The organism is Pseudomonas sp. R15(2017), assembly GCF_002112685.1.
GTDB classification, from domain to species: domain Bacteria; phylum Pseudomonadota; class Gammaproteobacteria; order Pseudomonadales; family Pseudomonadaceae; genus Aquipseudomonas; species Aquipseudomonas glycinae.
Genome location: NZ_NEII01000001.1, coordinates 398,943 through 423,630, shown reverse-complemented (window position 1 = coordinate 423,630; position 24,688 = coordinate 398,943). Strand labels below are relative to the sequence as shown.

General features: G+C 61.8%; 22 protein-coding genes. 6 read left to right on the top strand and 16 right to left on the bottom strand.

Features of this window, described 5'->3' with window-relative positions; all coding sequences use genetic code 11:
- Window positions 1-71: 71 nt before the first annotated feature.
- Window positions 72-704 carry a TetR/AcrR family transcriptional regulator gene (locus CAF77_RS02000; protein WP_085653969.1) on the top strand — a complete coding sequence of 211 codons (633 nt, stop codon included), beginning with the start codon at window positions 72-74 and terminating at the stop codon, window positions 702-704.
- Between the two features lie 173 nt (window positions 705-877).
- Here the strand turns inward: CAF77_RS02000 and CAF77_RS01995 are convergent, their stop codons facing one another.
- From CAF77_RS01995 to CAF77_RS01955, 8 genes are all read right to left on the bottom strand, one after another.
- On the bottom strand, window positions 878-1,093 hold the full coding sequence (locus CAF77_RS01995) for a molybdopterin-binding protein (RefSeq protein ID WP_007953520.1): 216 nt from the start codon (window positions 1,091-1,093) through the stop codon (window positions 878-880).
- A 106-nt stretch (window positions 1,094-1,199) separates the two neighbouring features.
- A complete protein-coding gene (gene ssuB / locus CAF77_RS01990) occupies window positions 1,200-2,006 on the bottom strand; it encodes an aliphatic sulfonates ABC transporter ATP-binding protein (protein WP_064379988.1) in 807 nt (268 codons plus the stop codon).
- Window positions 2,003-2,785, bottom strand: coding sequence for an aliphatic sulfonate ABC transporter permease SsuC (gene ssuC / locus CAF77_RS01985; protein WP_007953525.1), 783 nt, complete (start codon window positions 2,783-2,785; stop codon window positions 2,003-2,005). Before ssuC ends, ssuB begins: the two co-directional genes overlap by 4 nt.
- Window positions 2,786-2,794: 9 nt before the next feature.
- Window positions 2,795-3,943 (bottom strand): FMNH2-dependent alkanesulfonate monooxygenase, encoded by a 1,149-nt coding sequence (ssuD, locus tag CAF77_RS01980; protein WP_085653968.1) that lies wholly within the window; start codon window positions 3,941-3,943, stop codon window positions 2,795-2,797.
- A gap of 25 nt (window positions 3,944-3,968) precedes the next feature.
- Entirely contained in the window at window positions 3,969-4,949 is a 981-nt protein-coding gene (locus CAF77_RS01975) for a sulfonate ABC transporter substrate-binding protein (RefSeq protein ID WP_011336453.1), read from the bottom strand.
- A gap of 89 nt (window positions 4,950-5,038) precedes the next feature.
- Window positions 5,039-5,632 (bottom strand): NADPH-dependent FMN reductase, encoded by a 594-nt coding sequence (gene ssuE / locus CAF77_RS01970; RefSeq protein WP_011336454.1) that lies wholly within the window; start codon window positions 5,630-5,632, stop codon window positions 5,039-5,041.
- A 351-nt stretch (window positions 5,633-5,983) separates the two neighbouring features.
- The gene (locus CAF77_RS01960) at window positions 5,984-6,622 is read right to left on the bottom strand and encodes a peroxiredoxin (RefSeq protein ID WP_085653966.1); all 639 of its coding nucleotides are present in this window, start codon (window positions 6,620-6,622) and stop codon (window positions 5,984-5,986) included.
- 294 nt (window positions 6,623-6,916) lie between these two features.
- Window positions 6,917-8,254 (bottom strand): OprD family porin, encoded by a 1,338-nt coding sequence (locus CAF77_RS01955; RefSeq protein WP_085653965.1) that lies wholly within the window; start codon window positions 8,252-8,254, stop codon window positions 6,917-6,919.
- Window positions 8,255-8,619: 365 nt separating this feature from the next.
- Here CAF77_RS01955 and tauA point away from each other — a divergent pair, with 365 nt between their 5' ends.
- Window positions 8,620-9,609: a taurine ABC transporter substrate-binding protein gene (tauA, locus tag CAF77_RS01950; RefSeq protein WP_064379983.1), complete on the top strand. Its 990-nt coding sequence runs from the start codon at window positions 8,620-8,622 to the stop codon at window positions 9,607-9,609.
- A gap of 82 nt (window positions 9,610-9,691) precedes the next feature.
- Here the strand turns inward: tauA and argA are convergent, their stop codons facing one another.
- Together argA and argE are read right to left on the bottom strand one after the other, a co-directional pair.
- Window positions 9,692-10,990, bottom strand: a complete 1,299-nt coding sequence (argA, locus tag CAF77_RS01945) for an amino-acid N-acetyltransferase (RefSeq protein ID WP_007951778.1) — start codon at window positions 10,988-10,990, stop codon at window positions 9,692-9,694.
- A 135-nt stretch (window positions 10,991-11,125) separates the two neighbouring features.
- A complete protein-coding gene (gene argE, locus CAF77_RS01940) occupies window positions 11,126-12,274 on the bottom strand; it encodes an acetylornithine deacetylase (RefSeq protein WP_064379981.1) in 1,149 nt (382 codons plus the stop codon).
- A gap of 156 nt (window positions 12,275-12,430) precedes the next feature.
- On the opposite strand from argE, the gene CAF77_RS01935 reads away from it, so the two are divergent.
- Window positions 12,431-13,801 (top strand): inorganic triphosphatase, encoded by a 1,371-nt coding sequence (locus CAF77_RS01935; RefSeq protein ID WP_085653964.1) that lies wholly within the window; start codon window positions 12,431-12,433, stop codon window positions 13,799-13,801.
- A 130-nt stretch (window positions 13,802-13,931) separates the two neighbouring features.
- Here the strand turns inward: CAF77_RS01935 and CAF77_RS01930 are convergent, their stop codons facing one another.
- Window positions 13,932-14,402 (bottom strand): Lrp/AsnC family transcriptional regulator, encoded by a 471-nt coding sequence (locus CAF77_RS01930; RefSeq protein WP_064379977.1) that lies wholly within the window; start codon window positions 14,400-14,402, stop codon window positions 13,932-13,934.
- Between the two features lie 126 nt (window positions 14,403-14,528).
- On the opposite strand from CAF77_RS01930, the gene CAF77_RS01925 reads away from it, so the two are divergent.
- The 3 genes from CAF77_RS01925 to CAF77_RS01915 all read left to right on the top strand — a co-directional run bounded on the left by CAF77_RS01925 (window position 14,529) and on the right by CAF77_RS01915 (window position 17,129).
- Window positions 14,529-14,867, top strand: a complete 339-nt coding sequence (locus tag CAF77_RS01925) for a hypothetical protein (RefSeq protein WP_085653963.1) — start codon at window positions 14,529-14,531, stop codon at window positions 14,865-14,867.
- Window positions 14,868-14,957: 90 nt separating this feature from the next.
- Complete coding sequence (locus CAF77_RS01920; protein ID WP_085653962.1) at window positions 14,958-16,742, top strand: GspE/PulE family protein; 1,785 nt, start codon at window positions 14,958-14,960, stop codon at window positions 16,740-16,742.
- A gap of 69 nt (window positions 16,743-16,811) precedes the next feature.
- The gene (locus CAF77_RS01915) at window positions 16,812-17,129 is read left to right on the top strand and encodes a DUF2388 domain-containing protein (protein WP_007951791.1); all 318 of its coding nucleotides are present in this window, start codon (window positions 16,812-16,814) and stop codon (window positions 17,127-17,129) included.
- Between the two features lie 55 nt (window positions 17,130-17,184).
- Here the strand turns inward: CAF77_RS01915 and gcvP are convergent, their stop codons facing one another.
- From gcvP to CAF77_RS01890, 5 genes are all read right to left on the bottom strand, one after another.
- Window positions 17,185-20,058, bottom strand: a complete 2,874-nt coding sequence (gene gcvP, locus CAF77_RS01910; protein ID WP_085653961.1) for an aminomethyl-transferring glycine dehydrogenase — start codon at window positions 20,056-20,058, stop codon at window positions 17,185-17,187.
- A 134-nt stretch (window positions 20,059-20,192) separates the two neighbouring features.
- Window positions 20,193-20,576, bottom strand: coding sequence for a glycine cleavage system protein GcvH (gcvH, locus tag CAF77_RS01905; protein ID WP_011336464.1), 384 nt, complete (start codon window positions 20,574-20,576; stop codon window positions 20,193-20,195).
- Between the two features lie 49 nt (window positions 20,577-20,625).
- Entirely contained in the window at window positions 20,626-21,708 is a 1,083-nt protein-coding gene (gene gcvT, locus CAF77_RS01900; RefSeq protein ID WP_085653960.1) for a glycine cleavage system aminomethyltransferase GcvT, read from the bottom strand.
- 157 nt (window positions 21,709-21,865) lie between these two features.
- The gene (locus tag CAF77_RS01895) at window positions 21,866-23,482 is read right to left on the bottom strand and encodes an iron ABC transporter permease (RefSeq protein ID WP_085653959.1); all 1,617 of its coding nucleotides are present in this window, start codon (window positions 23,480-23,482) and stop codon (window positions 21,866-21,868) included.
- 155 nt (window positions 23,483-23,637) lie between these two features.
- Window positions 23,638-24,642, bottom strand: a complete 1,005-nt coding sequence (locus CAF77_RS01890; protein WP_064379966.1) for an extracellular solute-binding protein — start codon at window positions 24,640-24,642, stop codon at window positions 23,638-23,640.
- Window positions 24,643-24,688: the final 46 nt, after the last annotated feature.

Sequence of the window (24,688 nt, the reverse complement as noted above, 5' to 3'; positions counted from 1 at the left end):
GGCAGCAGGCCTTGTACAGACAAGGCATCAGACGCCTCGTACAATGCCTGCTGCCCTCGCAGGAGACTTCCATGACTCGACTCGCCCCTCCACGCAAACCCCGTGCCCGCAGTCAGGCGCGGATCGATTCGATACTCGACGCCGCGCGCACGCTGCTGGCCGCCGAGGGTGTGGCGAGCCTGTCGATCTACAGCGTGGCCGAGCGCGCACAGATTCCGCCCTCCTCCGTCTACCACTTCTTCGCCAGTGTCCCGGCGCTGCTCGAAGCCCTGACGGCAGATGTGCACGCAGCCTTCCGCGCCTGCCTGCAAGCGCCGATCGATCACGATGCCCTGCGCGACTGGCGCGACCTGTCGCGGCTGGTCGAGGAGCGGATGCTGGAGATCTACGGCGAGGATGCCGCCGCCCGCCAGCTGATCCTCGCGCAGCACGGCCTCACCGAAGTCACCCAGGCCGATCGCCAACACGACCTCGAACTGGGCGACCTGATGCACAAGCTGTTCGACCATCACTTCGAACTGCCGCGCCTGCCGGATGACGTCGATGTGTTCGCGCTGGCCATGGAGCTGGGCGACCGCGTCTACGCCCGTTCGGTGCAGCAGCACGGGCAGATCACCCCGCGCATGGCCGAGGAAGGCATGCGGGTGTTTGATGCCTATATCGGGCTGTATCTGCCGCCCTATCTGCCCAAACGGATTCTCTAGCGATGATCGTTCCCACGCTCTGCGTGGGAATGCAGCCCGTGACGCTCCGCGTCACTGGACGCGGAGCGTCCCCAGAGGCATTCCCACGCGGAGCGTGGGAACGATCAACATCAGCGATCAACAAAAAACCCCGAAGGGCTCACACCCTTCGGGGTTGTTTTTTACTCACAGGCTTACAACTTGGCGATGGACACCTCGGTGGATTTCACGAAGGCGATCACTTCGCTGCCGACCTCCAGTTCCAGCTCCTTGACCGAACGGGTGGTGATCACCGAAGTGACGATGCCGGAAGCGGTCTGCACGTCGATTTCCGACAGCACGTCGCCGAGAACGATCTCCTTGATCGCGCCTTTGAACTGGTTGCGTACGTTGATGGCTTTGATAGTCATGATATTTCTCCTGAGGTCGAAATAAGCCGCAAGTTGCGAGCTTCAAGCTGCAAGCAAAAGCACTGAGCTTCTACTTGCAGCTTGTAGCTTGCTGCTCGCAGCTGCTTCATTGCGCCCAACGCAGTTGCGTAGGCAAGGGTGAAACGGGTTCCGGCGCCGGCGGTTCGCCGGGCAGGGACAACACACGGTTGAGCACTTCGGTTTCCAGCGCCGCCAGGCGATGGGAGCCACGGACCCGAGGGCGCGGCAGCTCCACTTGCAAGTCGAGGCCGACTTCGCCGTCCTCGATCAGAATCACCCGGTCGGCAACCGCCACCGCTTCGCTGACGTCGTGGGTCACCAGCAACACGGTGAAACCATGCTGTTGCCAGAGACGTTCGATCAGTTGCTGCATCTCGATCCGGGTCAGCGCATCCAGTGCGCCCAATGGCTCGTCCAGCAGCAACAGACGCGGTTGATGAATCAGCGCCCGGGCCAGCGCCACGCGCTGCTTCTGCCCGCCGGACAGTGCCGCCGGCCATTCGTTGGCGCGATCGGCGAGGCCGACTGCATCCAGCGCCTGCAAGGCTTGCGCACGCCAGTTGCCCTTGAGGCCGAGACCGACGTTGTCGATGATCTTTTTCCACGGCAGCAGCCGTGCTTCCTGGAACATCAACCGGGTGTCATCCCGCGCATCGCCGAGCGGTGCAGCTCCGGCAAGCAAATCGCCGCCACTAGGTTGATCAAGGCCTGCGAGCAAGCGCAGGAATGTGCTCTTGCCACATCCGCTGCGACCGACCACGGCGACGAATTGCCCCGCCGGAATGTGCAGATCGATGTCCCGCAGCACTTGTCGCGTGCCGAAGGTCTTTTGCAGGTTGCGCACCACCAGCGGAATCCCGCGCAGCAGGCGTGGAGGTTGTTGAGCGGTCATGCCGCACCTCCTTTCGCCACTTGATACGCCGGATGCCAGCGCAACCAAACACGTTCAAGGCCACGGGCCGCGAGGTCGGCCAGTTTGCCGAGCACCGCGTACATCAGAATCGCCAGCACCACCACGTCGGTCTGCAGGAACTCGCGGGCGTTCATCGCCAGATAACCGATGCCGGAGCTCGCGGAGATGGTTTCCGCCACGATCAGCGTCAGCCACATGAAGCCCAGGGCGAAGCGCACGCCGACCAGAATCGAAGGCAGCGCACCCGGCAGAATCACCTGCCAGAACAGGCTGAAACCGGACAGGCCATAACTGCGCGCCATCTCCACCAGCGCCGGATCGACGTTGCGGATGCCGTGATAGGTGTTGAGGTAGATCGGGAACAAAGTGCCCAACGCCACCAGGAAAATCTTCGCCGACTCATCGATGCCGAACCACAGGATCACCAGCGGAATCAGCGCCAGGTGCGGCACGTTGCGGATCATCTGCACCGAACTGTCGAGCAGGCGTTCGCCCCACTTCGACAGGCCGGTGATGAACCCCAGTACCAGACCGATGCTGCCGCCGATGGTGAAACCCAGCGCGGCGCGCCAGCCGCTGATCGCCAGGTGCGTCCAGATTTCGCCGCTGCGCACCAGGCTCACACCGGCTTCGATCACCGCCACCGGCGCCGGCAGAATCCGCGTCGACAGCCAACCGGCCGACACCGACAACTGCCACACAGCCAGCAACAGCACCGGCAACGCCCAGGGCGCGAGGCTGTGGATAAATTTCTTCATGGCGGCGCCTCAGCTCTGGGACGCGACTTTGGGAAGAATGTCGTTGGCCACCATCTCGCCGAACGGGCTGACGTAGCCGGCGCTTTTTGGCAATTCCGGACGCTCGACGTCGAGGTGCGGGAACAGCAGTTCAGCCACCCGATACGATTCTTCGAGGTGTGGATAACCGGAGAAGATGAAGGTATCGATGCCCAGATCCGCATATTCCTTCACCCGCGCCGCCACGGTCGGGCCGTCGCCGACCAGCGCCGTCCCGGCACCCCCGCGTACCAGACCGACGCCGGCCCACAGGTTCGGGCTGACTTCGAGGTTATCGCGGCTGCCACCGTGCAACGCGGCCATGCGTTGCTGGCCGACCGAATCGAACCGCGCCAGCGAAGCCTGGGCACGTTTGATGGTGTCGTCGTCCAGATGCGAGATCAGGCGATCTGCCGCTTGCCAGGCTTCAGCGTTGGTTTCCCGCACGATCACATGTAGACGAATGCCGAAGCGCACGGTGCGGCCGAGCTTGGCGGCTTTGGCGCGAACCTGTTCGATTTTCTCGGCAACGGCTGCGGGCGGCTCGCCCCAGGTCAGGACCATTTCCACTTGTTCGGCGGCCAGATCCTGCGCGGCTTCCGAAGAACCGCCGAAGTACAGCGGCGGACGCGGTTGCTGGATTGGCGGATAGAGCAATTTGGCGCCCTTCACGCTGATGTGCTCGCCGTCATAATCCACGGTTTCACCTTCCAGCACGCGGCGCCAGATCCGGGTGAATTCCACCGAGGCCTGATAGCGCGCTTCGTGATCGAGGAACAGACCGTCGCCGGCCAACTCTTCCGGATCGCCACCGGTCACCAGGTTGAACAGCGCACGGCCACCGGACAGGCGATCCAGCGTTGCTGCCTGACGCGCTGCCACCGTCGGGGAAATGATCCCGGGGCGCAGGGCGACAAGGAACTTCAGACGCTGGGTCACCGGGATCAGCGAGGCCGCCACCAGCCACGAGTCCTCGCAGGAACGGCCGGTGGGAATCAGCACGCCGCCGAAACCCAGTCGATCCGCCGCTTGCGCGACCTGTTGCAGATAGCCGTGGTCGACGGCGCGGGCGCCTTCGGCGGTGCCAAGGTAATGGCCGTCGCCGTGGGTAGGCAGGAACCAGAAGATGTTGAGGCTCATGGAGTGGTCTCCTTGGGGATTCGATTTACTGGGCTTGGGTGACCGAGCTTTGGGCCACAGCGGCCGGTGGGGTCCAGATCACGTCCTTGATGCTCAACGGCTTGGGAATCAACTTGAGCTGGTAGAAGGTGTCGGCGATTTTCTGTTGCGCGGCGACCACTTCCGGGGTCAGGAACAGCGCGCCGTAGCCCTGGCGTTTCACCGAGGTCAGGGTGATGTCTGCCGGCAGGCCGAGCAACGGCGACACCTGTTGAGTCACGTCTTCAGGATTGGCCTTGGACCATTCGCCGACGGCGCGCACTTCTTCCACGAGCGTCTTGATCACCTCGGGATTTTTCTGTGCGTAGGGTTTGGTCGCCAGGTAGAACTGGTGGTTATCGACGATGCCTTTGCCGTCACGCAGGGTGTGCGCTTGCAGTTGTTTCTCGGCGGCGGCCTGGTACGGATCCCAGATGACCCAGGCGTCGACGCTGCCACGTTCGAACGCGGCGCGGGCATCGGCCGGCGGCAGGAATACGGTTTGAATGTCGCTGTACTTGAGGCCGGCGTCTTCCAGCGCACGCACCAGCAGGTAGTGGACGTTGGAGCCTTTGTTCAGGGCGACTTTCTTGCCCTTGAGATCCGCCACCGATTTGATCGGCGAATCTTTCGGCACGAGGATCGCTTCGCTGTTCGGCGCTGGTGGTTCGTAAGCGACGTAGAGCAGATCGGCACCGGCCGCCTGGGCGAAGACCGGCGGGGTTTCGCCGGTGACACCGAAGTCGATCGAGCCGACGTTCAGGCCTTCCAGCAGTTGCGGGCCGCCGGGGAATTCAGTCCATTGCACGTCGACGCCTTGGGCGGCGAGGCGTTTTTCCAGCGTGCCTTTGGCTTTGAGCAGCACCAGCGTGCCGTACTTCTGATAACCGATCCGAAGCGTCTCGGCTTGAGCTTGAGTGATGGCGCCGAAGGACACAGCCGCAGCAAACAGAGCGACCAGACCACGACGCAAAAATACAGTGCGCATAGCGCTCTCCTTTTTGCTGTTGGGTTTTGGCTGCACCTGCTTGGCCGTTGGCGGCTGAGTAAGGTGAGTACTTCAAGTTTCGGTGTGGCTCAAATGCTCCAGCGAGCACTCAACAAACGTTCGTTCAACAACCCCGGCTCCAGCGGCTTCGGCCGGCGGGCCATGGCGCTGACAAACTGGTCCAGCGCTTCATGCAGCCGCTGCTCCAGCGCCGGCGCCAACTGCGCCTGGGCACTGCCTTCGCCGTAAGCGATCTGGCTGTCCTCGGCAAATATCCCTTGCAGCATTTCCTGGGCCTTCAACGCCGACAGCACAGGCTTGAGGGCGTAATCGACCACCAGCATGTGGGCGATGCTGCCGCCGGTGGCCATCGGCAGAACAATCTTGTGGTTCAGCGCACGCTCGGGCAGCAGATCCAGCACGGTCTTCAGGGCGCCGGAAAACGACGCCTTGTACACCGGCGTCGCGATCAGCAGGCCATCGGCGTTTTCAATCTGTTGCAGCAGGTCGAGCACCTTCGGGCTGTCGAAGCGGGCGTGGAGCAGGTCTTCGGCCGGGAAGTCCCGCACCTGATAACTCACCACTTCCACCCCTTGCTGCTGCAACCAGCGCTGCGAGCGTTCCAGCAACACCCCGGAGCGGGAACGTTGACTGGGACTGCCACCGAGTGAGACGACCAGCATTCAGAGAATTCCTTGCGTGTTACAGGCGATTCGCGGGTTGCGATCTCGCTTCGATGTGAGTGACCTTACCAGCTGATTCATATATCCATAAATCATATTTATTCATTTGGTTATTCTTTATGGAGATATGCATTTCCCTTTCCAGCGGGCAAAAAAACAGGCCGTGAAAACGGCCTGAAACCCTGCATCGTGTTCGTACTGATCGCTCCCTAGCACTGATGATCGTTCCCATGTCGAGGCGTCGAACCGTCTGCGTGGGAATGAATCCATGGACGCTCCGCGTCCACTGTGACGCAGAGCGTCACGGGCGGCATTCCCACGCGGAGCGTGGGAAAGATCTTCCCAGTAAGATTATTTGTTCGGCTGTGGGGTCAGGCGCAGGTACGGCTTCACCGCGCGGTAGCCCTTCGGAAAGCGCTGCTTGATTTCGTCTTCGTCCTTGAGCGACGGCACGATCACCACTTCTTCGCCGTCCTGCCAGTTGGCCGGGGTGGCCACCTTGTAGTTGTCGGTGAGCTGCAGCGAATCGATCACCCGCAACATCTCGTGGAAGTTGCGCCCGGTGCTCGCCGGGTAGGTGATGGTCAGGCGGATCTTCTTGTTCGGATCGATCACGAACAGCGAACGCACGGTCAGGGTGTCGTTGGCGTTCGGGTGGATCAGATCGTACAGATCGGAAACCTTGCGATCGGCATCGGCCAGGATCGGGAAGTTGACGATGGTGTTCTGGGTTTCGTTGATGTCCTCGATCCACTTGTGGTGAGAGTCCACCGGGTCGACCGACAGGGCAATGGCTTTCACGCCGCGCTTGCTGAACTCATCCTTGAGCTTGGCAGTGAAGCCCAGCTCGGTGGTGCAGACCGGGGTAAAGTCCGCCGGGTGGGAAAACAGCACGCCCCAGCTATCGCCCAGCCATTCGTGAAAACGAATCTTGCCGGCGCTGGAATCCTGTTCGAAATCGGGGGCGATGTCGCCAAGTCTGAGGCTCATGGTGCGGCTCCTGATAAGGGGTTGGAGACCTCAACTGTAGCTTGGGATTCGTTCTTCTGAAAAAGAATAAATAACTAGATATTTATATCTTTATTGAATATTAAACTTCTGTTCACTGGACGCCCCGCAGCATCGCGACGAACATCGCCCTCAAGGTTCGAGAAGGCCTTGAGTTGCTGTAAAGAGGGAAACATCGGGAAAGGCTTACGGGGGTGAGCCGGACCCGAAAACGCAAAAGCCCCGTCCGGCGCGATGCCGGACGGGGCTTTTTTACATCAGTGCAGGATCGCGCTATTACAGCAGCGGGATCGAGTAGCTGAGGATCAGACGGTTTTCGTCCTGCGAACGGGTGTTCGGCAGGTCGGTGCGCCAGGTAGCGTTTTTCCACATGAAGCCAACGTTTTTCAGCGGGCCTTCCGGTACGACGTAACCGATGGTCAGGTCACGTTCCCACTCGGTGTGGTCACCGCTAGGGGTATCGATGTTGTCGCCACGCAGGTAAACGACACCGGCGGTCAGGCCAGGTACGCCCACTTTGGCGAAGTCATACGAGTAGCGACCCTGCCAGGTGCGTTCGCCGGCACGGCCGAACTTCTGGATCTGCATGTCGGTGATGGTGTAGTTCGACGAGCCGTCACCCTGGTTCAGCCAAGGGAAGTCGCTGTCGCCGTTGCTCACCTGATAGCCACCACCGAAGGTGTGACCGGCAACGGAGTACAGGAACAGGCCGCTGTACAGGTTGTTGTCCACTTTACCTTTGGTGACGTTGCCGCCGTAGTAGCCAGTGGTGAAGTAGTTGCTGTCGTGACCGTTTGCACCATCGTCACGGCTGTTGAAGTAACGGAAGTCCGACTTCAATACGCCCGGGCCGATTGCCCAGTTGTGTACCAGACCCAGGAAGTGCTGCTTGTAGAAATCTTCCAGGTTGCCGTAGTAGTACTGGGCAGTCAGGTCTTTGGTGATCTTGTAGTCGCCACCAGCGTAGATGAACTTGTTGCTGTCACGGCCTGCGGCGGTACGGCCGTTGGCGCCGGAGATCGAAAGTTGCTCGTTGTTGCTCGAGTTACGACCTTTCACAGCTTCGATCTGGCCACCGACCAGGGTCAGGTCCTTGATGTCGCCGGAAGTGATCTGGCCGCCCTGCCAGGTTTGTGGCAGCAGACGACCGTCGTTGGTCACGATCACTGGCAGTTTTGGCTGCAGGGTGCCCAGTTTCAGCTCGGTCTGGGAGATCTTGGCTTTGGCAGTCAGGCCAAGGCTGGAGAAGTTATCAACGGCTTCGCCATTGTGCTCGCTCGGGAACACGGTGCCGCCGTAGGAGCCGGCGTTGGTACGGGTCGCTGCAGTAGCGCCGTTGGTGCCGCCGCCCGAATCCAGACGCACGCCCAGCAGGCCGATAGCGTCGATACCGAAGCCCACGGTGCCTTGGGTGTAGCCGGAGATGAAACGCAGATCGAAGCCCTGGCCCCACTCTTCGTTCTTGTTGGCGCCAGCGCCATCGCGGTTATCAGTGTTGATGTAGAAGTTACGCAGCCCCAAGGTGGCCTTGCTGTCTTCGATGAAACCGGCTGCGCCTGCCTGCTGCGCAATAACCCCTACGGCCACGGCCAGGGCCAAGGTGGACTTGTTCATGTATCGCTCCTCTCGTTTCTAATTCTTGTGTTCCTGGTCCGGGGTCTGATGCCCCTGGATCCTAAGATGCGCGATTAGCGCCAGACCGTGACTGACAAGTCAATCGTAACCTTGTATGTCTACGACCAAGGTCTAATCGCAGTTATTTGGTCCCTGCAGGGTAAAGACTTCCTGATAAACCCAAAAAGAATTTATTAATTCTTTTTGATACCTTTCAGCTATATGGCCAGCCATTTGCCATCTTCACCGGGATACAGCGTATCGGCGACTAAGCTCATTACTAAATGGTATTTATTAGCCTTTTTTTAGATCGATTAGCTTTGACGCAACCCCGATTCGTCAATCCCTATCAAAAAGGCGACGCCATGATGGCCAAACGCGCACTATCTAGTCAATTTGTTACAGTTTGTGTATCGGCGCTGATTTCTTTTTCAACCCAGGCCGCCAACCTCACCGTGGGTTACCAGACCGGTATCGACCCGAGCAAAGTCCCCCAGGCCGACGGCGTATACGAGAAGACCATCGGCGAGAAGATCGACTGGCGCCGGTTCAACAGTGGCCCGGAAGTTGTGACAGCCATTGCCTCCGGTGATGTGCAGATCGGCAACCTCGGCTCGAGCCCGTTGGCGGCCGCCGCGTCGCGCAATCTGCCGATCGTGGCCTTCATCGTCTCGGCGCAGATCAATGCCGCTGAAGCGCTGGTGGTGCGTAACGGCAGCGGTATCAACAAGCCCGAAGACCTGATCGGCAAGACCATCGCCACCCCGTTCGTTTCCACCTCCCACTACAGCCTGCTCGGAGCGCTCAAGCACTGGGGCCTGGACACCTCGAAAGTCAAAGTGGTGAACCTGCAACCCGCTGAAATCGCAGCCGCCTGGAAACGTGGCGACATCGACGGCGCCTTTGTCTGGTCGCCGGCGCTGGGTGAAATCCGCAAGACCGGCAAGACCCTGACCGACGCCGCGCAGGTCGGCCAATGGGGCGCGCCGACCTTCGAGGTCTGGGTAGCGCGCAAGGACTTTGCCGAGAAGCATCCTGAAGTCGTGGCCAAGTTCGCCAAAGTGACCCTGGACTCGTTCGCTGATTACGCCGCCCATAAAGACAGCTGGACGGCCGACTCGGTGCCTGTGCAGAAAATCGCCAAACTGACCGGTGCCAATGCTGCCGACGTTCCGGAATTGCTCGCAGGTTCGGCCTTCCCGGACGCCAAGGCGCAACAGACCACGGCGCTGCTGGACGGCGGCACGGCGAAGGCGATTGGCGAGACGGCGAAGTTTTTGAAGGAACAGGGCAAGGTCGAAAGCGTTTTGCCTGACTACTCGCCGTATGTCAGTGCGAAGTTTGTAGCCGAATAACCGCTATCGCGAGCAAGCTCGCTCCCACACGGGTTCAGTGAACCTTTGTGGGAGCGAGCTTGCTCGCGATGAGGGCGTCATATCACAGAGACTTTTCGAAGATCTTCGAATTGCGCTGATAGTTATAGAGAGAAGCCCGCGCTGCCGGCAGGCGCTCGACGCTGCTCGGTTCGAAACCGCGCTCGCGGAACCAGTGGGCAGTGCGGGTGGTGAGGACGAACAAAGTCTTCAGGCCCTGCGCCCGGGCACGGGTCTCGATGCGTTCGAGCAGTTCGTCGCCGCGACCGCCATGGCGATACTCGGGATTCACCGCCAGGCACGCCAGCTCGCCGGCATCCGAATCGGCAATCTGATACAGCGCCGCGCAGGCGATGATCATCCCTTCACGTTCGACCACGCTGAACTGTTCGATCTCGCGCTCCAGTACTTCACGGGAACGGCGCACCAGAATCCCCTGCTCTTCCAGCGGACTGATCAGGTCGAGCAAGCCGCCGACGTCTTCAATCGCCGCCTCGCGCACCAGTTCGAATTGCTCCTGGGCCACCAGCGTGCCGCCACCGTCACGGGTGAACAGTTCGGTCAGCAGCGCGCCGTCCTCGGCATAACTGACGATATGGCTGCGCGCCACGCCGCCACGACAGGCTTCGGCGGCGGCATCCAGCAGTTCGGCCTGATAGTTGCTGCCCAGACGCTGCAGATGTGCCGGCACTTGTTGCGGACGCAGTTCGCGCACCAGTTTGCCGTTTTCGTCGATCAGACCGAGGTCGGCGCCGAACAGCAGCAGCTTGTCGGCGCCCAGATCGATGGCGGCGCGGGTGGCGACGTCTTCGCAGGCCAGGTTGAAGATTTCACCGGTCGGCGAATAGCCCAGCGGCGACAGCAATACGATGGAGCGCTCGTCGAGCAGACGGTTGATGCCTTTGCGGTCGACCCGGCGCACTTCGCCGGTATGGTGATAGTCGACACCTTCCAGCACGCCGATCGGCCGCGCCGTCACGAGGTTGCCGCTGGCCACCCGCAGGCGCGAGCCCTGCATCGGCGACGAAGCCATGTCCATCGACAGCCGCGCTTCGATGGCGATGCGCAACTGGCCGACCGCGTCGATCACGCACTCCAGGGTCGCGGCATCGGTGATGCGCATGCCGTGATGGTAATGCGGGGTCAGGCCGCGTGCGGCAAGGCGAGTTTCGATCTGTGGACGGGAACCGTGAACCAGCACCAGCCGCACGCCGAGGCTGTGCAGCAATACGATGTCATGGACGATGTTGCCGAAATTCGGATGCTCGACGCCGTCGCCCGGAAGCATGACGACGAAGGTGCAATCGCGGTGAGCATTGATATAAGGAGACGCGTGGCGAAGCCAATTGACGTATTCGGGCATGAACCTGGGCCTGTAATAAATAGCAGCCGGAAAAGGGGCGAAACGGAAAACGCACAGCGGGCTGATGGTTATCGTCGGAACAGGCTTGGCGACACGCGCGCTCTCCTCATGAATACGGGTGGGTGTGTGGGCAATTTATACAGTTTTGAGACAGTAATGTTCGATCAACTGCCGCAATAGATGCACGGTAGGCTGCAAACGTGACATTTCGAGGTACTCGTCCGGCTGGTGCGCACAGGCAATGTCGCCAGGGCCGAGCACGATGGTTTCGCAGCCAAGGCGCTGAAGATAAGGCGCTTCGGTGCCGAACGCTACCGCTTCGGCCGTGTGGCCGGTGAGTTTTTCGGCAATTCGCACCAGTTCCGCGTCTTCGGCCTGCTCGAACGGCGGCACTTCGGGAAACAGCGGCGCGTAATCGATCTTCACTTTATGCCGTTCGGCGACCGGGTTGAGCTTGCGCAGAATCTCGCTGCGCAAGACTTTCGGGTCCATCCCCGGCAACGGCCGCAGGTCGAACTCCAGTGAACACTGGCCGCAGATACGGTTGGGGTTGTCGCCACCGTGGATACAGCCGAAGTTCATGGTCGGCTGCGGCACGCTGAACTGCGGGTTGTTGAATTCGCGCTGCCACAGCAGGCGCAGGCCGCGCAGCTCGCCGATGGCATCGTGCATCGCTTCGAGGGCGCTGTGTCCCAGACGCGGATCCGACGAATGGCCGCTCTGCCCGAGGATATCAATGCGCTCCATCATGATGCCCTTGTGCATGCGGATCGGCTTGAGCCCGGTCGGCTCGCCGATCACCGCCGCCCGGCCCAGCGGCCGCCCCGCTTCGGCCAGCGCCCGGGCACCGGACATCGAACTTTCTTCATCGCAGGTGGCGAGGATCAGCAGCGGCTGCTTGAACGATTGATCGAGCAGCGGTTGCACGGCTTCGATGATCAGGGCGAAGAAGCCCTTCATGTCACAACTGCCGAGACCGACCCAGCGACCATCGACTTCGGTGAGTTTCAGCGGGTCGGTTTTCCACAGCGCATCGTCGTACGGCACCGTGTCGCTGTGTCCGGCCAGCACCAGCCCGCCGGGGCCGCTGCCGAAACTGGCGAGCAGATTGAATTTTCCGGGGCTGACCTGCTGGATGTCGCAACTGAAGCCCAGATCTCCCAGCCATCCGGCGAGCAGATCGATCACCGCCCGGTTGGACTGGTCGAGGCCCGGCTGGGTGCAGCTGACCGACGGCGCGGCGATCAGTGCAGCGAACTGGTCTTGCATGGACGGCAAAGGCATCGCTGACTCCAACTCCCGGATTGAGGTTCATCATAGAACCATCCGGCGCCGAGAATAAACCGCCGCAAAGCGTAGGAAGGTTCAGTCCTGTACACTGCACGACCTTGGCAGCCACACATTCCCCCGGCTGCGCTCCCGATCCTGGATTTTCCGGCCATGCAGAAAGAAACCGAAATCAAACTCCGCGTCAGCCGCGAAACCCTCGCCGCCCTGCGCGAGCACCCTCTCCTGAAAAAACGCAACAAAAGTGGCTGGGAACGCCGTGAGTTGATGAATCAGTACTTCGACACGCCTGAGCGTGACCTGGCCCGGGCCAAGGTTGCCCTGCGCCTGCGCAAGGACGGCGAAGAGGTGATTCAAACCCTCAAGACCCGTGGCCAGAGCGTCGCCGGCCTGTCCGAGCGTAACGAGTACGACTGGAACCTGCCCAAAGCCAAGCTCGACGTGAAGAAACTCGACGGCGAATGCTGGCCCGAGTCCCTCGCCGAGCTGGACAAGAAAACCCTGAAGCCGATCTTCACCACCGATTTTGTCCGCGAACGCGCCGAAATCGCCTGGGGCCGTGGCAAGACCAAAGTGGTCATCGAAGCCGCGCTGGATCTGGGCCACGTGGTAGTCGGCAAACAGAAAGAAGAAATCTGCGAGCTGGAACTGGAACTGCGCGAAGGCGAGCCTGCCGCGCTGCTGGAACTGGCTGCCGAACTGGCCGAAACCCTGGCCCTGATGCCGTGCGACATCAGCAAGGCCGAGCGCGGCTATCGCCTGTATGACGCCAACAGCTACTCGCTGAGCCTGCCGGCGCCGGCCATTACCGCCGAAACCCCGCTGGACGACGCCTTCGCCGCCCTGGCCTGGCACTTGCTCGGCAGTAGTCAGCGTCTGGCCGAACAGTATCGTTTCAACGGCCACTGGCGCCTGCTGCAGGACTGGGTCGAGAACCTCGCGGAAATGCGCGCCCTGCTAAGCAGCCTCGGCCAGGCCGCGCCGCGTGCGTCGACCCACGACCTGCGCGTTGCCCTTGATGCCCTGCTGGAAGACTGGCGTCCGCTGGTACAGGTCGGCATCGAAGACGAAGACGTGCGCAAAGCCGCGCCGGAGCAGTTCCTCGAAGAGCTGGAAGATCCGCGCTGGGGCCTGTTCTCGCTGAACGCTTCGCGCTGGTTGCTGGCCCGCACCTGGGCTGCCGACCGCAACACCCGTGGCAACCGCCAGGGTGCCGCGCAGTTGCAAAGCTGGCTGCCGCGCCTGCTGGGCGAAGAAGCCACTTCGCTGCAACTGCAGCGTTATCAGCAGCAGCCGGAAGATCTGGCCGAGCAACTGCCGCGCATCGAACGCATCCAGGTCTGGCTGCACCACGCGCGCAACGTGCTGGAAATCCCGGAAATGGATCGTCTGTACGGCGAGCTGAACAAACTGGCGCAACTGGCCAACGAGCCGACCATCACCGAAGAGCTGCTCGATGCACGCAAGCATCAGGCGATTGCGGTGTACCAGAACCGCGCCTGGAAAATGCTGCTGCGCATGTAATTCCGGCGAAAGATCGTTCCCACGCTCTGCGTGGGAATGCAGCCCGGGACGCTCCGCGTCCCAAAGCGGACGCAGAGCGTCCATTGAGGCATTCCCACGCGGAGCGTGGGAACGATCATCCCCCGCGTGATCAGCGCAGTACCGGCAAACTGGTCGTGGACTTGATCTCCGACAACGCCACAATCGAGTTCACTTCCTGAATCCCCGGCACCAGCGACAGCTTCTCGAAGAAGAACCGCTCATACGCCTCGATGTCCGCCGCGACGATCCGCAGCAGGAAATCCACCGCCCCCATCAGCACGTAACACTCCAGCACTTCGGGAAAGCCGCGAATCGCCTCGGTGAACTCAGTGAAGTTCGACCGGCCGTGGGCGTTGAGTTTGATCTCGGCGAAGATCTGCGTGTTCAGACCGATCTTCTTGCGATCGAGCAAGGTCACCTGACCCCGAATGATCCCCTCCTCCTTCATCCGCTGAATCCGCCGCCAGCACGGCGACTGTGACAGGCCCACCTGTTCGGCGATCTGTGCGCTGGACAAGGAAGCGTCCTCTTGCAGCAGGGCGAGAATGCGCCGGTCGTAGCTGTCCAGATCGCTATGCATAAATAATCCTCAAAATCACCCAGTAGCGAATTGATATACCTGTTCAATCGCCTGTTCAGCTCATCTTAGACAAGAAATGCCCGGCATCGAATGTAAAAATTCCTCCACTGATTCCGGAGACCTGTCATGCCACACCTCGAAGCCGTCAACACACCTGCGCCCCGTGCCGATGTGTGGCACGCCAGCAACGCCCATTGCCTTGCGCAATATCAGATCCTGGCTGAGGCCGAGCCGGATTTGCTGGTGCGGGTGCTGAACCTGTTCGCCTTGCAGTGCCTCACGCCGGAGCAGGTCAATGTCCAGCGGCTGGACGATCTGCTGTCGATCGACATCATCATGGGTGGCCTGAGCTGGCACCGCGCCCAGGTGATCGCGGAAAAACTTCGTAACCTGATCAGCGTCTGCTCGGTGAACCTGCAAAACCCCGACGCGGCGTGGGATGCACCGGCGCAGGCGGCCGGCTGACAAGAACCGAAACGTCTTCGTCGGGTAGTGGCCCAACGGTCGGCAGGGCCACGACTATCCTTTGCGCACTGTCGTTCAAAAGGAGCCCGCATGTCCGTTCAACTCGCCACTCAGGATCGCTGGCTGGATCTCAATGAGGTACTGCGTGAACTGGTCGCCCAAGGCTTCATCTGCCAGGACTCGGCGGATCAAGCGCTCAACGCCCGGCGTCGGCATGCCGCCCACGGCCAGAAACACCCGCTGGAATTCATCGCCAGCCAGCAACTGGACGATCTCAGTCGTCCGGGCAAACACCTCGACCTGGAAAGCCTGACGCTGTGGCTGGCGCAGCAGGCCGGCCAGCCGTACCTGCGGATCGACCCGCTGAAGATCAACGTCGCCGCCATCACGCCGCTGATGTCCTATGCCTTCGCCCAGCGCCACAAGATTCTCGCGGTGTCGGTCGATCGCGATGCAGTAACCGTGGCCAGCGCTCAGCCCTACGTCAGCGGCTGGGAGGCCGATCTGACTCACGTCCTGAAACTGCCGATCAAACGGGTGGTGGCCAACCCGGCGGACATTCAGCGTTTCAGCGTCGAATTCTTTCGCCTCGCCAAATCGGTCAGCGGCGCCAGCAATGCCGATGCGCAGGGCGGCAACCTCGGCAACTTCGAACAGTTGCTCAACCTCGGCGCCAGCGATCAGGAGCCCGACGCCAACGACGCGCACATCGTCAACATCGTCGACTGGCTGTTCCAGTACGCCTTCCAGCAACGGGCCAGCGATATCCACATCGAACCCCGGCGCGAGCAAGGCACGGTGCGTTTTCGCATCGACGGCGTGCTGCACAACGTCTATCAATTCCCGCCGCAGGTGACGATGGCCATCGTCAGTCGCCTGAAAAGCCTTGGCCGGATGAACGTCGCCGAGAAGCGCAAACCCCAGGACGGCCGGGTCAAGACCAAGACTCCGGACGGCGGTGAAGTCGAGTTGCGGCTGTCGACCCTGCCCACCGCGTTCGGCGAAAAAATGGTGATGCGGATCTTCGACCCGGAAGTGCTGCTCAAGGATTTCGATCAGCTCGGCTTTTCTGCCGACGACCTGCGGCGCTGGCAGGACATGACCCGCCAGCCCAACGGCATCATCCTGGTCACCGGGCCGACCGGTTCCGGCAAGACCACCACGCTGTACACCACGCTGAAAAAACTGGCGACTCCGGAGGTCAACCTCTGCACCATCGAAGACCCGATCGAGATGGTCGAGCCGGCCTTCAACCAGATGCAGGTCCAGCACAACATCGACCTGACGTTCGCCGCCGGCGTGCGTGCGCTGATGCGGCAGGACCCGGACATCATCATGATCGGCGAGATCCGCGATCTGGAAACGGCCGAAATGGCGATCCAGGCGGCGTTGACCGGACACCTGGTGCTCTCGACCCTGCACACCAACGATGCGCCGAGCGCCATCAGCCGCCTGCTGGAACTCGGCGTGCCGCATTACCTGATCAAGGCCACCGTGCTCGGCGTCATGGCGCAACGACTGGTGCGAACCCTTTGCCCGCACTGCAAGGCGCCGCTGACTCTGGACGAAGAAGACTGGCAAACCCTGACCCGGCCGTGGCAGGCACCGCTGCCGGGCAATGCGCAACGGGCCATCGGTTGCCTGGAGTGCCGTGACACCGGTTATCACGGTCGCGCCGGGGTCTACGAAATCATGCAACTGAGCGACAGCCTCAAGGCCTTGATCAGCCCCGACACCGATCTCACCGCGATCCGCCGGCAGGCGTTCAAGGAAGGCATGCGCAGCCTGCGATTGTCCGGCGCGCAGAAAGTTGCGGCGGGGCTGACAACCCTTGAAGAAGTATTGCGGGTGACACCACAGAGCGAGCAGAAATAAGTGCTCACGGAACCGGATCGGGGAAACGACGATCCAACCGGTTATTCAACACCAGTGGAGTCACCCAACATGCGTCTCAAACTTGCTGTCGCTACCCTCGCCTTGCTGTCCCTCCCTGTTGGTTCAGCGATGGCCGACAGCTTTTGGCGTAACGTCATTTCGTCCGGTGCCACCACCGGCTCGACCTACCTGACTTTCAAGGATCACAAACTGATCGTTGCCGCCCAGGACGACGCCGGCAGCTTCGTCGCCAGCGACGGCGGTATCCGTGGCCCGTACCTGGAAGCCGCGATGCAGAAAGTCCGCGCCGACAACCCGGGCCTGCAGGCCACCGACATGGAACTGGCGAACGCGATTCTGGCGAAGAACGCCGTGGCGTCGGAATAACCTTCCGGACAAACAAAAATGCCGCTCACACGAGCGGCATTTTTTTGCCCGCTGATCAGCGGTAATCGTCAACCGGCACACAGGCACAGAACAGGTTGCGGTCGCCATAGACGTTATCGACCCGGTTCACCGCCGGCCAATATTTGTGCGCCTTGGTGTGCGCATCCGGCGTGATGCCCTGCTCGATGCTGTACGGCCGTTCCCACACGCCGGTTATATCGGCCAGGGTATGCGGTGCCCGTTTGAGCGGGTTGTCCTCGGCCGGCCAGTTGCCGTTCTGCACCTCGGTGATTTCTGCGCGAATGCTCAGCATCGCGCCGATGAAGCGATCCAGTTCGGCCTTGGACTCGCTCTCGGTCGGCTCGACCATCAAGGTGCCCGGCACCGGGAACGACATGGTCGGCGCGTGGAAGCCGTAATCCATCAGGCGCTTGGCGACGTCCTCTTCGCTGATGCCGGTCTGCGCTTTCAGCGGGCGCAGATCCAGAATGCATTCGTGGGCGACCCGCTCGTTGCGACCGGTGTACAGAACAGGGAACGCACCGGACAGGTGCTGCGCCAGGTAATTCGCCGCGAGGATCGCCACTTCGCTGGCATCCGCCAGTTGCGGCCCCATCATCGCGATGTACATCCAGCTGATCGGCAGAATGCTCGCACTGCCCCATGGCGCGGCGCTGACCGCTCCGTTCTGCGGTTGCGGCCCGTCGATCGGGATCACCGGATGGTTGGCAACGAATGGCGCCAGGTGCGCACGCACGCCAATCGGCCCCATGCCCGGCCCGCCTCCGCCGTGGGGAATGCAGAAGGTCTTGTGCAGGTTCATGTGTGACACGTCGGCGCCGATGTCCGCCGGCCGCGCCAGCCCGACCTGAGCGTTGAGGTTGGCGCCGTCCATGTAAACCTGGCCGCCGTGCTGGTGGATAACTTCGCAGATTTCGCTGATGCCTTCCTCGTACACGCCGTGGGTCGACGGGTAAGTCGCCATCAGGCACGACAGCCTGGCCCCGGCCTCGGACGCCTTGGCTTTCAAGTCCTCCAGATCGACATTGCCAGCGTCGTCACACTCGACAATCACCACGCGCATCCCGGCCATCTGCGCCGAGGCCGGGTTGGTGCCGTGGGCCGAAGAAGGGATCAGGCAGATATCCCGCCCGCCCTGCTGGCGGCTCTCGTGGTATTTGCGGATCGCCAGCAGCCCGGCGTACTCGCCCTGGGCGCCGGAGTTGGGCTGCATGCAGATCGCATCGAACCCGGTGATCGCGCACAGCCAGCGCTCCAGCTCCTCGATCATCAGCGTGTAACCAACGGCCTGCTCCCGGGGCACGAACGGGTGCAGATTGGCGAATTGCGGCCAGGTGATGGGGATCATCTCGCTAGTGGCGTTGAGTTTCATGGTGCAGGAGCCCAGAGGGATCATCGACTGGTTGAGCGCCAGATCCTTGTTCTCCAGTTGCTTGAGGTAGCGCAGCATCTCGGTTTCGCTGTGGTGGGCGTTGAACACCGGGTGACGCAGGTACGGCGTGCTGCGCTGCAGCGTGTCGGGAATGCCGTAGGCCAGCGTTTCGGCGTCGAGATCATCGATGCTCAACCCGTGATCGGCGCCCAGCAGCACATCGAACAGTCTGGCCACGGTGTTTTCATCACAGGCCTCGTCGAGGCTCAGACCCAGTTGGCCACGACCGAGGATGCGCAGGTTGATCTGCGCGGCCTGGGCGCTTTCGATGATCGCGGTTTGCGCCCCGCCCACGTCCAGCGTCAGGGTGTCGAAGAAGTGTCGGTTGAGACGCTGGATGCCATGGCGCTCAAGCCCGGCAGCGAGAATGCAGGTCAGCCGGTGCACGCGCTGGGCGATTCGTTTCAGTCCTTCCGGGCCGTGATAGACCGCATAGAAACTGGCGATATTGGCCAGCAACACCTGGGCGGTGCAGATGTTCGAATTGGCCTTCTCCCGACGAATATGCTGCTCGCGGGTTTGCAGGGCCATGCGCAGCGCGACGTTGCCACGGGCATCTTTCGACACGCCGATGATCCGTCCCGGTATCGCCCGTTTGTATTCCTCGCGGCTGGCGAAAAACGCCGCGTGCGGGCCGCCGTACCCCATCGGCACGCCGAAGCGCTGGGATGAACCGAACACCACGTCGGCACCCAGTTCGCCCGGCGGGGTCAGCAGCAACAGACTGAGCAGATCGGCCGCCACGCAGGCCAGCGCCTGCTGCGCGTGCAGGTGATCGATCAGCGGCCGCAGGTCGCGGACTTCGCCGTGGGTGTCGGGGTATTGCAGCAGTGCGCCGAACACCTGGTGCTGCTTCAAGTTATCCACAGCGTCGACGATCAGCTCGAAGCCGAAGCCTTCGGCGCGGGTCTGCACCACGGAAATGGTCTGGGGATGACAGTTTTCGTCGACGAAGAACAGATTGCTTTTCGACTTTGCCACACGTTTGGCCAAGGCCATGGCTTCTGCCGCGGCGGTGGCTTCATCGAGCAGCGAAGCGTTGGCCAGTTCAAGGCCGGTGAGGTCAATGGTCAGTTGCTGAAAGTTGAGCAACGCTTCGAGCCGGCCTTGGGCGATTTCCGGTTGGTAAGGCGTGTAGGCGGTGTACCAGCCGGGATTTTCCAGCACGTTGCGCAGGATGACGGTCGGGGTCAGGGTGCCGTGGTAGCCCATGCCGATCAGGCTGGTCCATACCTGGTTCTGTTCGGCATAACCGCGCAGTCTGGCCAGCGCTGCCTGCTCGTCCAGCGCCGGTGGCAGGTCCAGCTCGCGGTTGAGGCGAATGCCCGGCGGCACGGTCTGTTCGATCAGCTCGACCCGGCTGCCGAGGCCGAGGCTGTCCAGCATCGCCTGTTGCTCGGCAGCATCGGGGCCGAGGTGGCGGCGCAGAAAGGCATGGGGATCGCGTAACTGGCTCAGGGATAGCAACTGGGACATGACGGGCTCTCTCTTGGCTGGCGGCTCGGCGTCAATGCAACACGGTCAAACCAGCATAGCAGCCACCCCGACGGCCAAAGTCCCGGGCAGAAAAAAGCCCCGACGGGTCGGGGCTTTGCGGTGTTGCGTGAAGCTTATTCGCCGATGGCAGCCTTGTAGGCGGCAGCATCGAGCAGCTTGTCCAGCTCGGCCTTGTCGCTTGGCTTGAGCTTGAAGATCCACGCGGCGTACGGGTCGTTGTTCAGTTCTTCCGGCGAACCGGCCAGGTCTTCGTTGACGGCAATCACTTCGCCACCGACCGGGGAGTAGATGTCGGAAGCGGCCTTCACCGACTCGACGACACCGGCGGTATCACCGGCGGCGAACACCTTGCCCACTTCTGCCAGCTCGACAAACACCACATCACCCAACGCTTCCTGGGCATGATCGCTGATGCCCACGGTGACGGTGCCGTCGGCTTCCAGACGCGCCCATTCATGACTTTCGGCAAAACGCAGTTCAGCTGGGATGTTGCTCATGCTCGGTGTCCTCAAGAAATTGTCAGCGGTCGTGCCCGCCGGAAAAGGTTTAGATCAAGGTTTTGCCGTGACGGACAAAGGTCGGTTTGACCACGCGTACCGGATACCACTTGCCACGGATTTCCACTTCGGCGCGGTCGGCAGTCGCCATCGGTACACGCGCCAGGGCAATCGACTTGCTAAGCGTAGGAGAGAAACTACCACTGGTGATCTCCCCTTCGCCAACATCAGCGATACGAACCACCTGATGGGCCCGCAAAACCCCGCGCTCTTCAAGCACCAGGCCGACCAGTTTGTGCTGCACGCCGGCGGTTTTTTCCGCCTCCAGCGCATCGCGACCGATGAACCGACGCGTGGCCGGCTCCCAGGCGATGCTCCAGGCCATGTTCGAGGCCAGAGGCGAAACGTCCTGGTGGATGTCCTGACCGTAGAGATTCATGCCGGCCTCGACCCGCAGCGTGTCGCGGGCACCGAGGCCGATGGGGGAAATGCCGGCGCCCACCAGATCGTTGAAGAACCCGGGGGCCTGATCGGCCGGCAGGGCGATTTCCAGACCGTCCTCACCGGTGTAGCCGGTGCGCGCAATGAACCAGTCGCCGTCGACGTGGCCCTCGAAAGGCTTGAGCATCTGGATCAGGTTGGCGCGGGACTGGGTCACCAGCTCGGCAATCCTGTGCCGGGCATGGGGACCTTGAATGGCGAGCATCGCCAGCTCGGAGCGTTCGGTCATCTGAACATCGAAGCTGCCCAACTGTGCCTGCATCCAGGCCAGGTCCTGATCGCGGGTGGAGGCGTTGACCACCAGACGATAACCGTCCTCGAGGCGGTAGACGATCATGTCGTCGACGATACCGCCGCGCTCGTTGAGCATGGTGCTGTACAACGCACGGCCGGGGCTGTGCAGGCGTTCGACGTCATTGGCCAGCAAATGCTGGAGCCAGACCTTGGCCTGGGGGCCGGTGACATCGATCACGGTCATGTGGGAAACATCGAACACCCCGCAATCGCGACGCACCTGATGGTGTTCCTCGACCTGCGAGCCGTAATGCAGAGGCATGTCCCAACCGCCAAAATCGACCATCTTCGCGCCAAGGGCGAGATGCAGGTCATACAGAGGCGTACGCTGTCCCATGGGTTTCTCCTTCCGGGCGTGGCGAAGGTGCGGGGCGCTGCTGCACGGATCGGAAAACCCTGTCAAAAAGGGCTTTCAGCCGATTTCAGCGACAGGGTCTGTCAGACGGACCGCACCGAATGCCGCGCATTGTAGCCGCATGATTCAGGACTGACGACTAAGTGTTTCTGTGCGCCGAGCGTCGGATCAAACCGATGACCGGCAACAGACCGACCAGCACTAACGTCAGCGCCGGCAACGACGCCCTCGCCCATTCGCCTTCGCTGGTCATTTCGAAGATCCGCACCGCCAGCGTGTCCCAGCCAAACGGGCGCATCAGCAGGGTGGCGGGCATTTCCTTGAGCACGTCGACGAACACCAGCAGCGCGGCGCTGAGCGTGCCGGGCAGCAGCAACGGCAGATACACTTTGAAAAACAGTCGCGGCCCACTGACACCCAGGCTACGTGCCGCTTCAGGCAAAGAAGGCCGTATACGCGCCAGACTGCTTTCCAGCGGCCCATAGGCCACGGCCACGAACCGCACCAGATACGCCAGCAGCAACGCCGCCAGACTGCCCAGCAGCAACGGCTTGCCCGCCCCGCCAAGCCAGCCGGACAGCGGAATCACCAGCTCCCGGTCCAGATAACTGAACGCGAGCATGATCGACACCGCCAGCACCGAGCCCGGCAAGGCATAACCGAGATTGGCCAGACCGACTGCGGAGTTGATCGTCCGGGTCGGCGCCAGACGCCGGGCGAAGGCCAGCAACATCGCCACGCTGACTGTGATCAACGCGGCCATGCCGCCCAGATACAGCGTATGGAGAATCAGCCCGGCGTAGCGCTCATCCAGATCGAAGCGCCCGCGCTGCCAGAACCACACCACCAGTTGCAGCACCGGAATGACAAATGCACAGGCGAACACCAGACCGCACCAGCCGGTCGCCGCCCAGGCCTTGGGCCCGCGCAGGTGATACAGCGCCTTGACCCGTGGCCGCTCATTGCTTGCCCGATTGGCGCCACGCGCGCGACGTTCGCCGTACAACACCAGCATCACCACCAGCAGCAACAGGCTGGCCAGTTGCGCAGCGCTGGGCAGGCTGAAGAAGCCGTACCAGGTCTTGTAGATCGCAGTGGTGAAGGTGTCGAAGTTGAACACCGACACCGCGCCGAAATCCGCCAGGGTTTCCATCAGTGCGAGTGCCACGCCGGCACCGATGGCCGGCCGCGCCATCGGCAATGCCACACGCCAGAACGCTTGCCACGGTGACTGGCCGAGGACTCGTGCAGCTTCCATCAATCCCTTGCCCTGCGCGAGAAATGCGGTGCGCGCCAGCAGGTAGACATAGGGATAAAACACCAGCACCAACACCAGAATCACCCCGCCGGTGGAGCGCACTCGCGGCAGGCGCAGGCCAGTGCCGAACCATTCTCGCAGCAGGGTTTGTACCGGGCCTGCGAAGTCCAGCAGGCCGACGAACACGAACGCCAGCACGTAGGCCGGGATGGCGAACGGCAGCATCAGTGCCCAGTCGAGCCAGCGGCGGCCGGGGAATTCGCAGAGGCTGGTGAGCCAGGCGAGGCTTACGCCGATCAGTGTCACACCGAGACCGACGCCGAATACCAGCGTCAGGGTGTTGCCCAGCAGGCGTGGCATCTGGGTTTCCCACAGGTGCGACCAGATCTGGTGGTCGATGGTTTGCCATGAGAGCAGGAGCACGCTGAGGGGGAGCAGCACCAACGCGGCGATGGCGAAGACGATGGGGTACCAGCGGCGTTGGGCGGGGTGGGCCAAGGAAACAGTCTCGTTCAAATGATTGTGCCCACGTTTTGCGTGGGCACACATTCTGTGACGCTCCGCGTCACGCTGTCGATGATGCGACGCAGAGCGTCGGGGACTGCATTCCCACGCAGAGCGTGGGAACGATCAATGTTGTTGTATGTAAAAACTCAGTTCCAACCCGCCCGATCCATCATCCGGATCGCTTCAGCCTGACGCTTGCCCGCCACTTCAACCGGCAGCGTATCAGCCACGAACTGCCCCCACGCCGCCACTTCTTCCGAAGGCTTCACCCCCGGATTCGCCGGGAATTCCTGGTTCACATCGGCAAAGATCTTCTGCGCCTCAGGCGTGGTCATCCACTCGACCAGCGCCTTGGCGGCTTCCGGGTGCGGCGCATGTTTGGTCAGGCCGATGCCCGACAGGTTGACGTGTACACCACGATCCGCCTGATTCGGCCAGAACAGCTTCACCGGCAGTTCCGGCTTCTGCTTGTGCAGGCGGCCGTAGTAGTAAGTGTTGACGATGCCGACGTCGCACTGGCCAGCGTTGATCGCTTCCAGCACCGCGACGTCGTCGGAGAACACGTCGGTGGACAGGTTGTTGACCCAGCCCTTGAGGATCTTCTCGGTTTTTTCGGCACCGTGGACTTCGATCATGGTGGCGGTCAGCGACTGGTTGTAGACCTTCTTCGCCGTGCGCAGGCACAGGCGGCCTTCCCAGTTCTTGTCGGCCAATGCTTCGTAGGTGGTCAGTTCGCCCGGTTTCACCCGTTCGGTGGAATAGGCGATGGTCCGCGCGCGCAGGCTCAGGCCGGTCCAGGCGTGGCTGGAGGAGCGATATTGCAGGGGAATGTTGGCGTCGATGGTTTTCGAGGTAAACGGCTGGAGAATGCCCATCTGCTCGGCCTGCCAGAGGTTGCCGGCATCGACGGTCAAAAGCAGGTCGGCGGTGGCGTTCTCGCCTTCGGCCTTGATCCGCTGCATCAGCGGCGCTTCCTTGTCGGTGATGAACTTGATCTTCACCCCGGTCTTGGCGGTGTAGGCATCGAACACCGGCTTGATCAGCTCATCGATACGCGAGGAGTAGACCACCACCTCGTCGGCGGCCTGGGCGGCAGTGCTGCCGATCAGGGTCAGGGCCAGTGCGGTCAGAACACGCTTGGATGCCAACATGGGAGCGGTCTCTCGGTCGGGAAAAGTGGCCCAAATGATAAGGACT

Coding starts and splice junctions, on each gene's coding strand:
- CAF77_RS02000 (WP_085653969.1), top strand. CDS start 72: ATGACTCGACTCGCCCCTCCACGCAAACCCCGTGCCCGCAGTCAGGCG.
- CAF77_RS01995 (WP_007953520.1), bottom strand. CDS start 1,093: ATGACTATCAAAGCCATCAACGTACGCAACCAGTTCAAAGGCGCGATC.
- ssuB (WP_064379988.1), bottom strand. CDS start 2,006: ATGACCGCTCAACAACCTCCACGCCTGCTGCGCGGGATTCCGCTGGTG.
- ssuC (WP_007953525.1), bottom strand. CDS start 2,785: ATGAAGAAATTTATCCACAGCCTCGCGCCCTGGGCGTTGCCGGTGCTG.
- ssuD (WP_085653968.1), bottom strand. CDS start 3,943: ATGAGCCTCAACATCTTCTGGTTCCTGCCTACCCACGGCGACGGCCAT.
- CAF77_RS01975 (WP_011336453.1), bottom strand. CDS start 4,949: ATGCGCACTGTATTTTTGCGTCGTGGTCTGGTCGCTCTGTTTGCTGCG.
- ssuE (WP_011336454.1), bottom strand. CDS start 5,632: ATGCTGGTCGTCTCACTCGGTGGCAGTCCCAGTCAACGTTCCCGCTCC.
- CAF77_RS01960 (WP_085653966.1), bottom strand. CDS start 6,622: ATGAGCCTCAGACTTGGCGACATCGCCCCCGATTTCGAACAGGATTCC.
- CAF77_RS01955 (WP_085653965.1), bottom strand. CDS start 8,254: ATGAACAAGTCCACCTTGGCCCTGGCCGTGGCCGTAGGGGTTATTGCG.
- tauA (WP_064379983.1), top strand. CDS start 8,620: ATGATGGCCAAACGCGCACTATCTAGTCAATTTGTTACAGTTTGTGTA.
- argA (WP_007951778.1), bottom strand. CDS start 10,990: ATGCCCGAATACGTCAATTGGCTTCGCCACGCGTCTCCTTATATCAAT.
- argE (WP_064379981.1), bottom strand. CDS start 12,274: ATGCCTTTGCCGTCCATGCAAGACCAGTTCGCTGCACTGATCGCCGCG.
- CAF77_RS01935 (WP_085653964.1), top strand. CDS start 12,431: ATGCAGAAAGAAACCGAAATCAAACTCCGCGTCAGCCGCGAAACCCTC.
- CAF77_RS01930 (WP_064379977.1), bottom strand. CDS start 14,402: ATGCATAGCGATCTGGACAGCTACGACCGGCGCATTCTCGCCCTGCTG.
- CAF77_RS01925 (WP_085653963.1), top strand. CDS start 14,529: ATGCCACACCTCGAAGCCGTCAACACACCTGCGCCCCGTGCCGATGTG.
- CAF77_RS01920 (WP_085653962.1), top strand. CDS start 14,958: ATGTCCGTTCAACTCGCCACTCAGGATCGCTGGCTGGATCTCAATGAG.
- CAF77_RS01915 (WP_007951791.1), top strand. CDS start 16,812: ATGCGTCTCAAACTTGCTGTCGCTACCCTCGCCTTGCTGTCCCTCCCT.
- gcvP (WP_085653961.1), bottom strand. CDS start 20,058: ATGTCCCAGTTGCTATCCCTGAGCCAGTTACGCGATCCCCATGCCTTT.
- gcvH (WP_011336464.1), bottom strand. CDS start 20,576: ATGAGCAACATCCCAGCTGAACTGCGTTTTGCCGAAAGTCATGAATGG.
- gcvT (WP_085653960.1), bottom strand. CDS start 21,708: ATGGGACAGCGTACGCCTCTGTATGACCTGCATCTCGCCCTTGGCGCG.
- CAF77_RS01890 (WP_064379966.1), bottom strand. CDS start 24,642: ATGTTGGCATCCAAGCGTGTTCTGACCGCACTGGCCCTGACCCTGATC.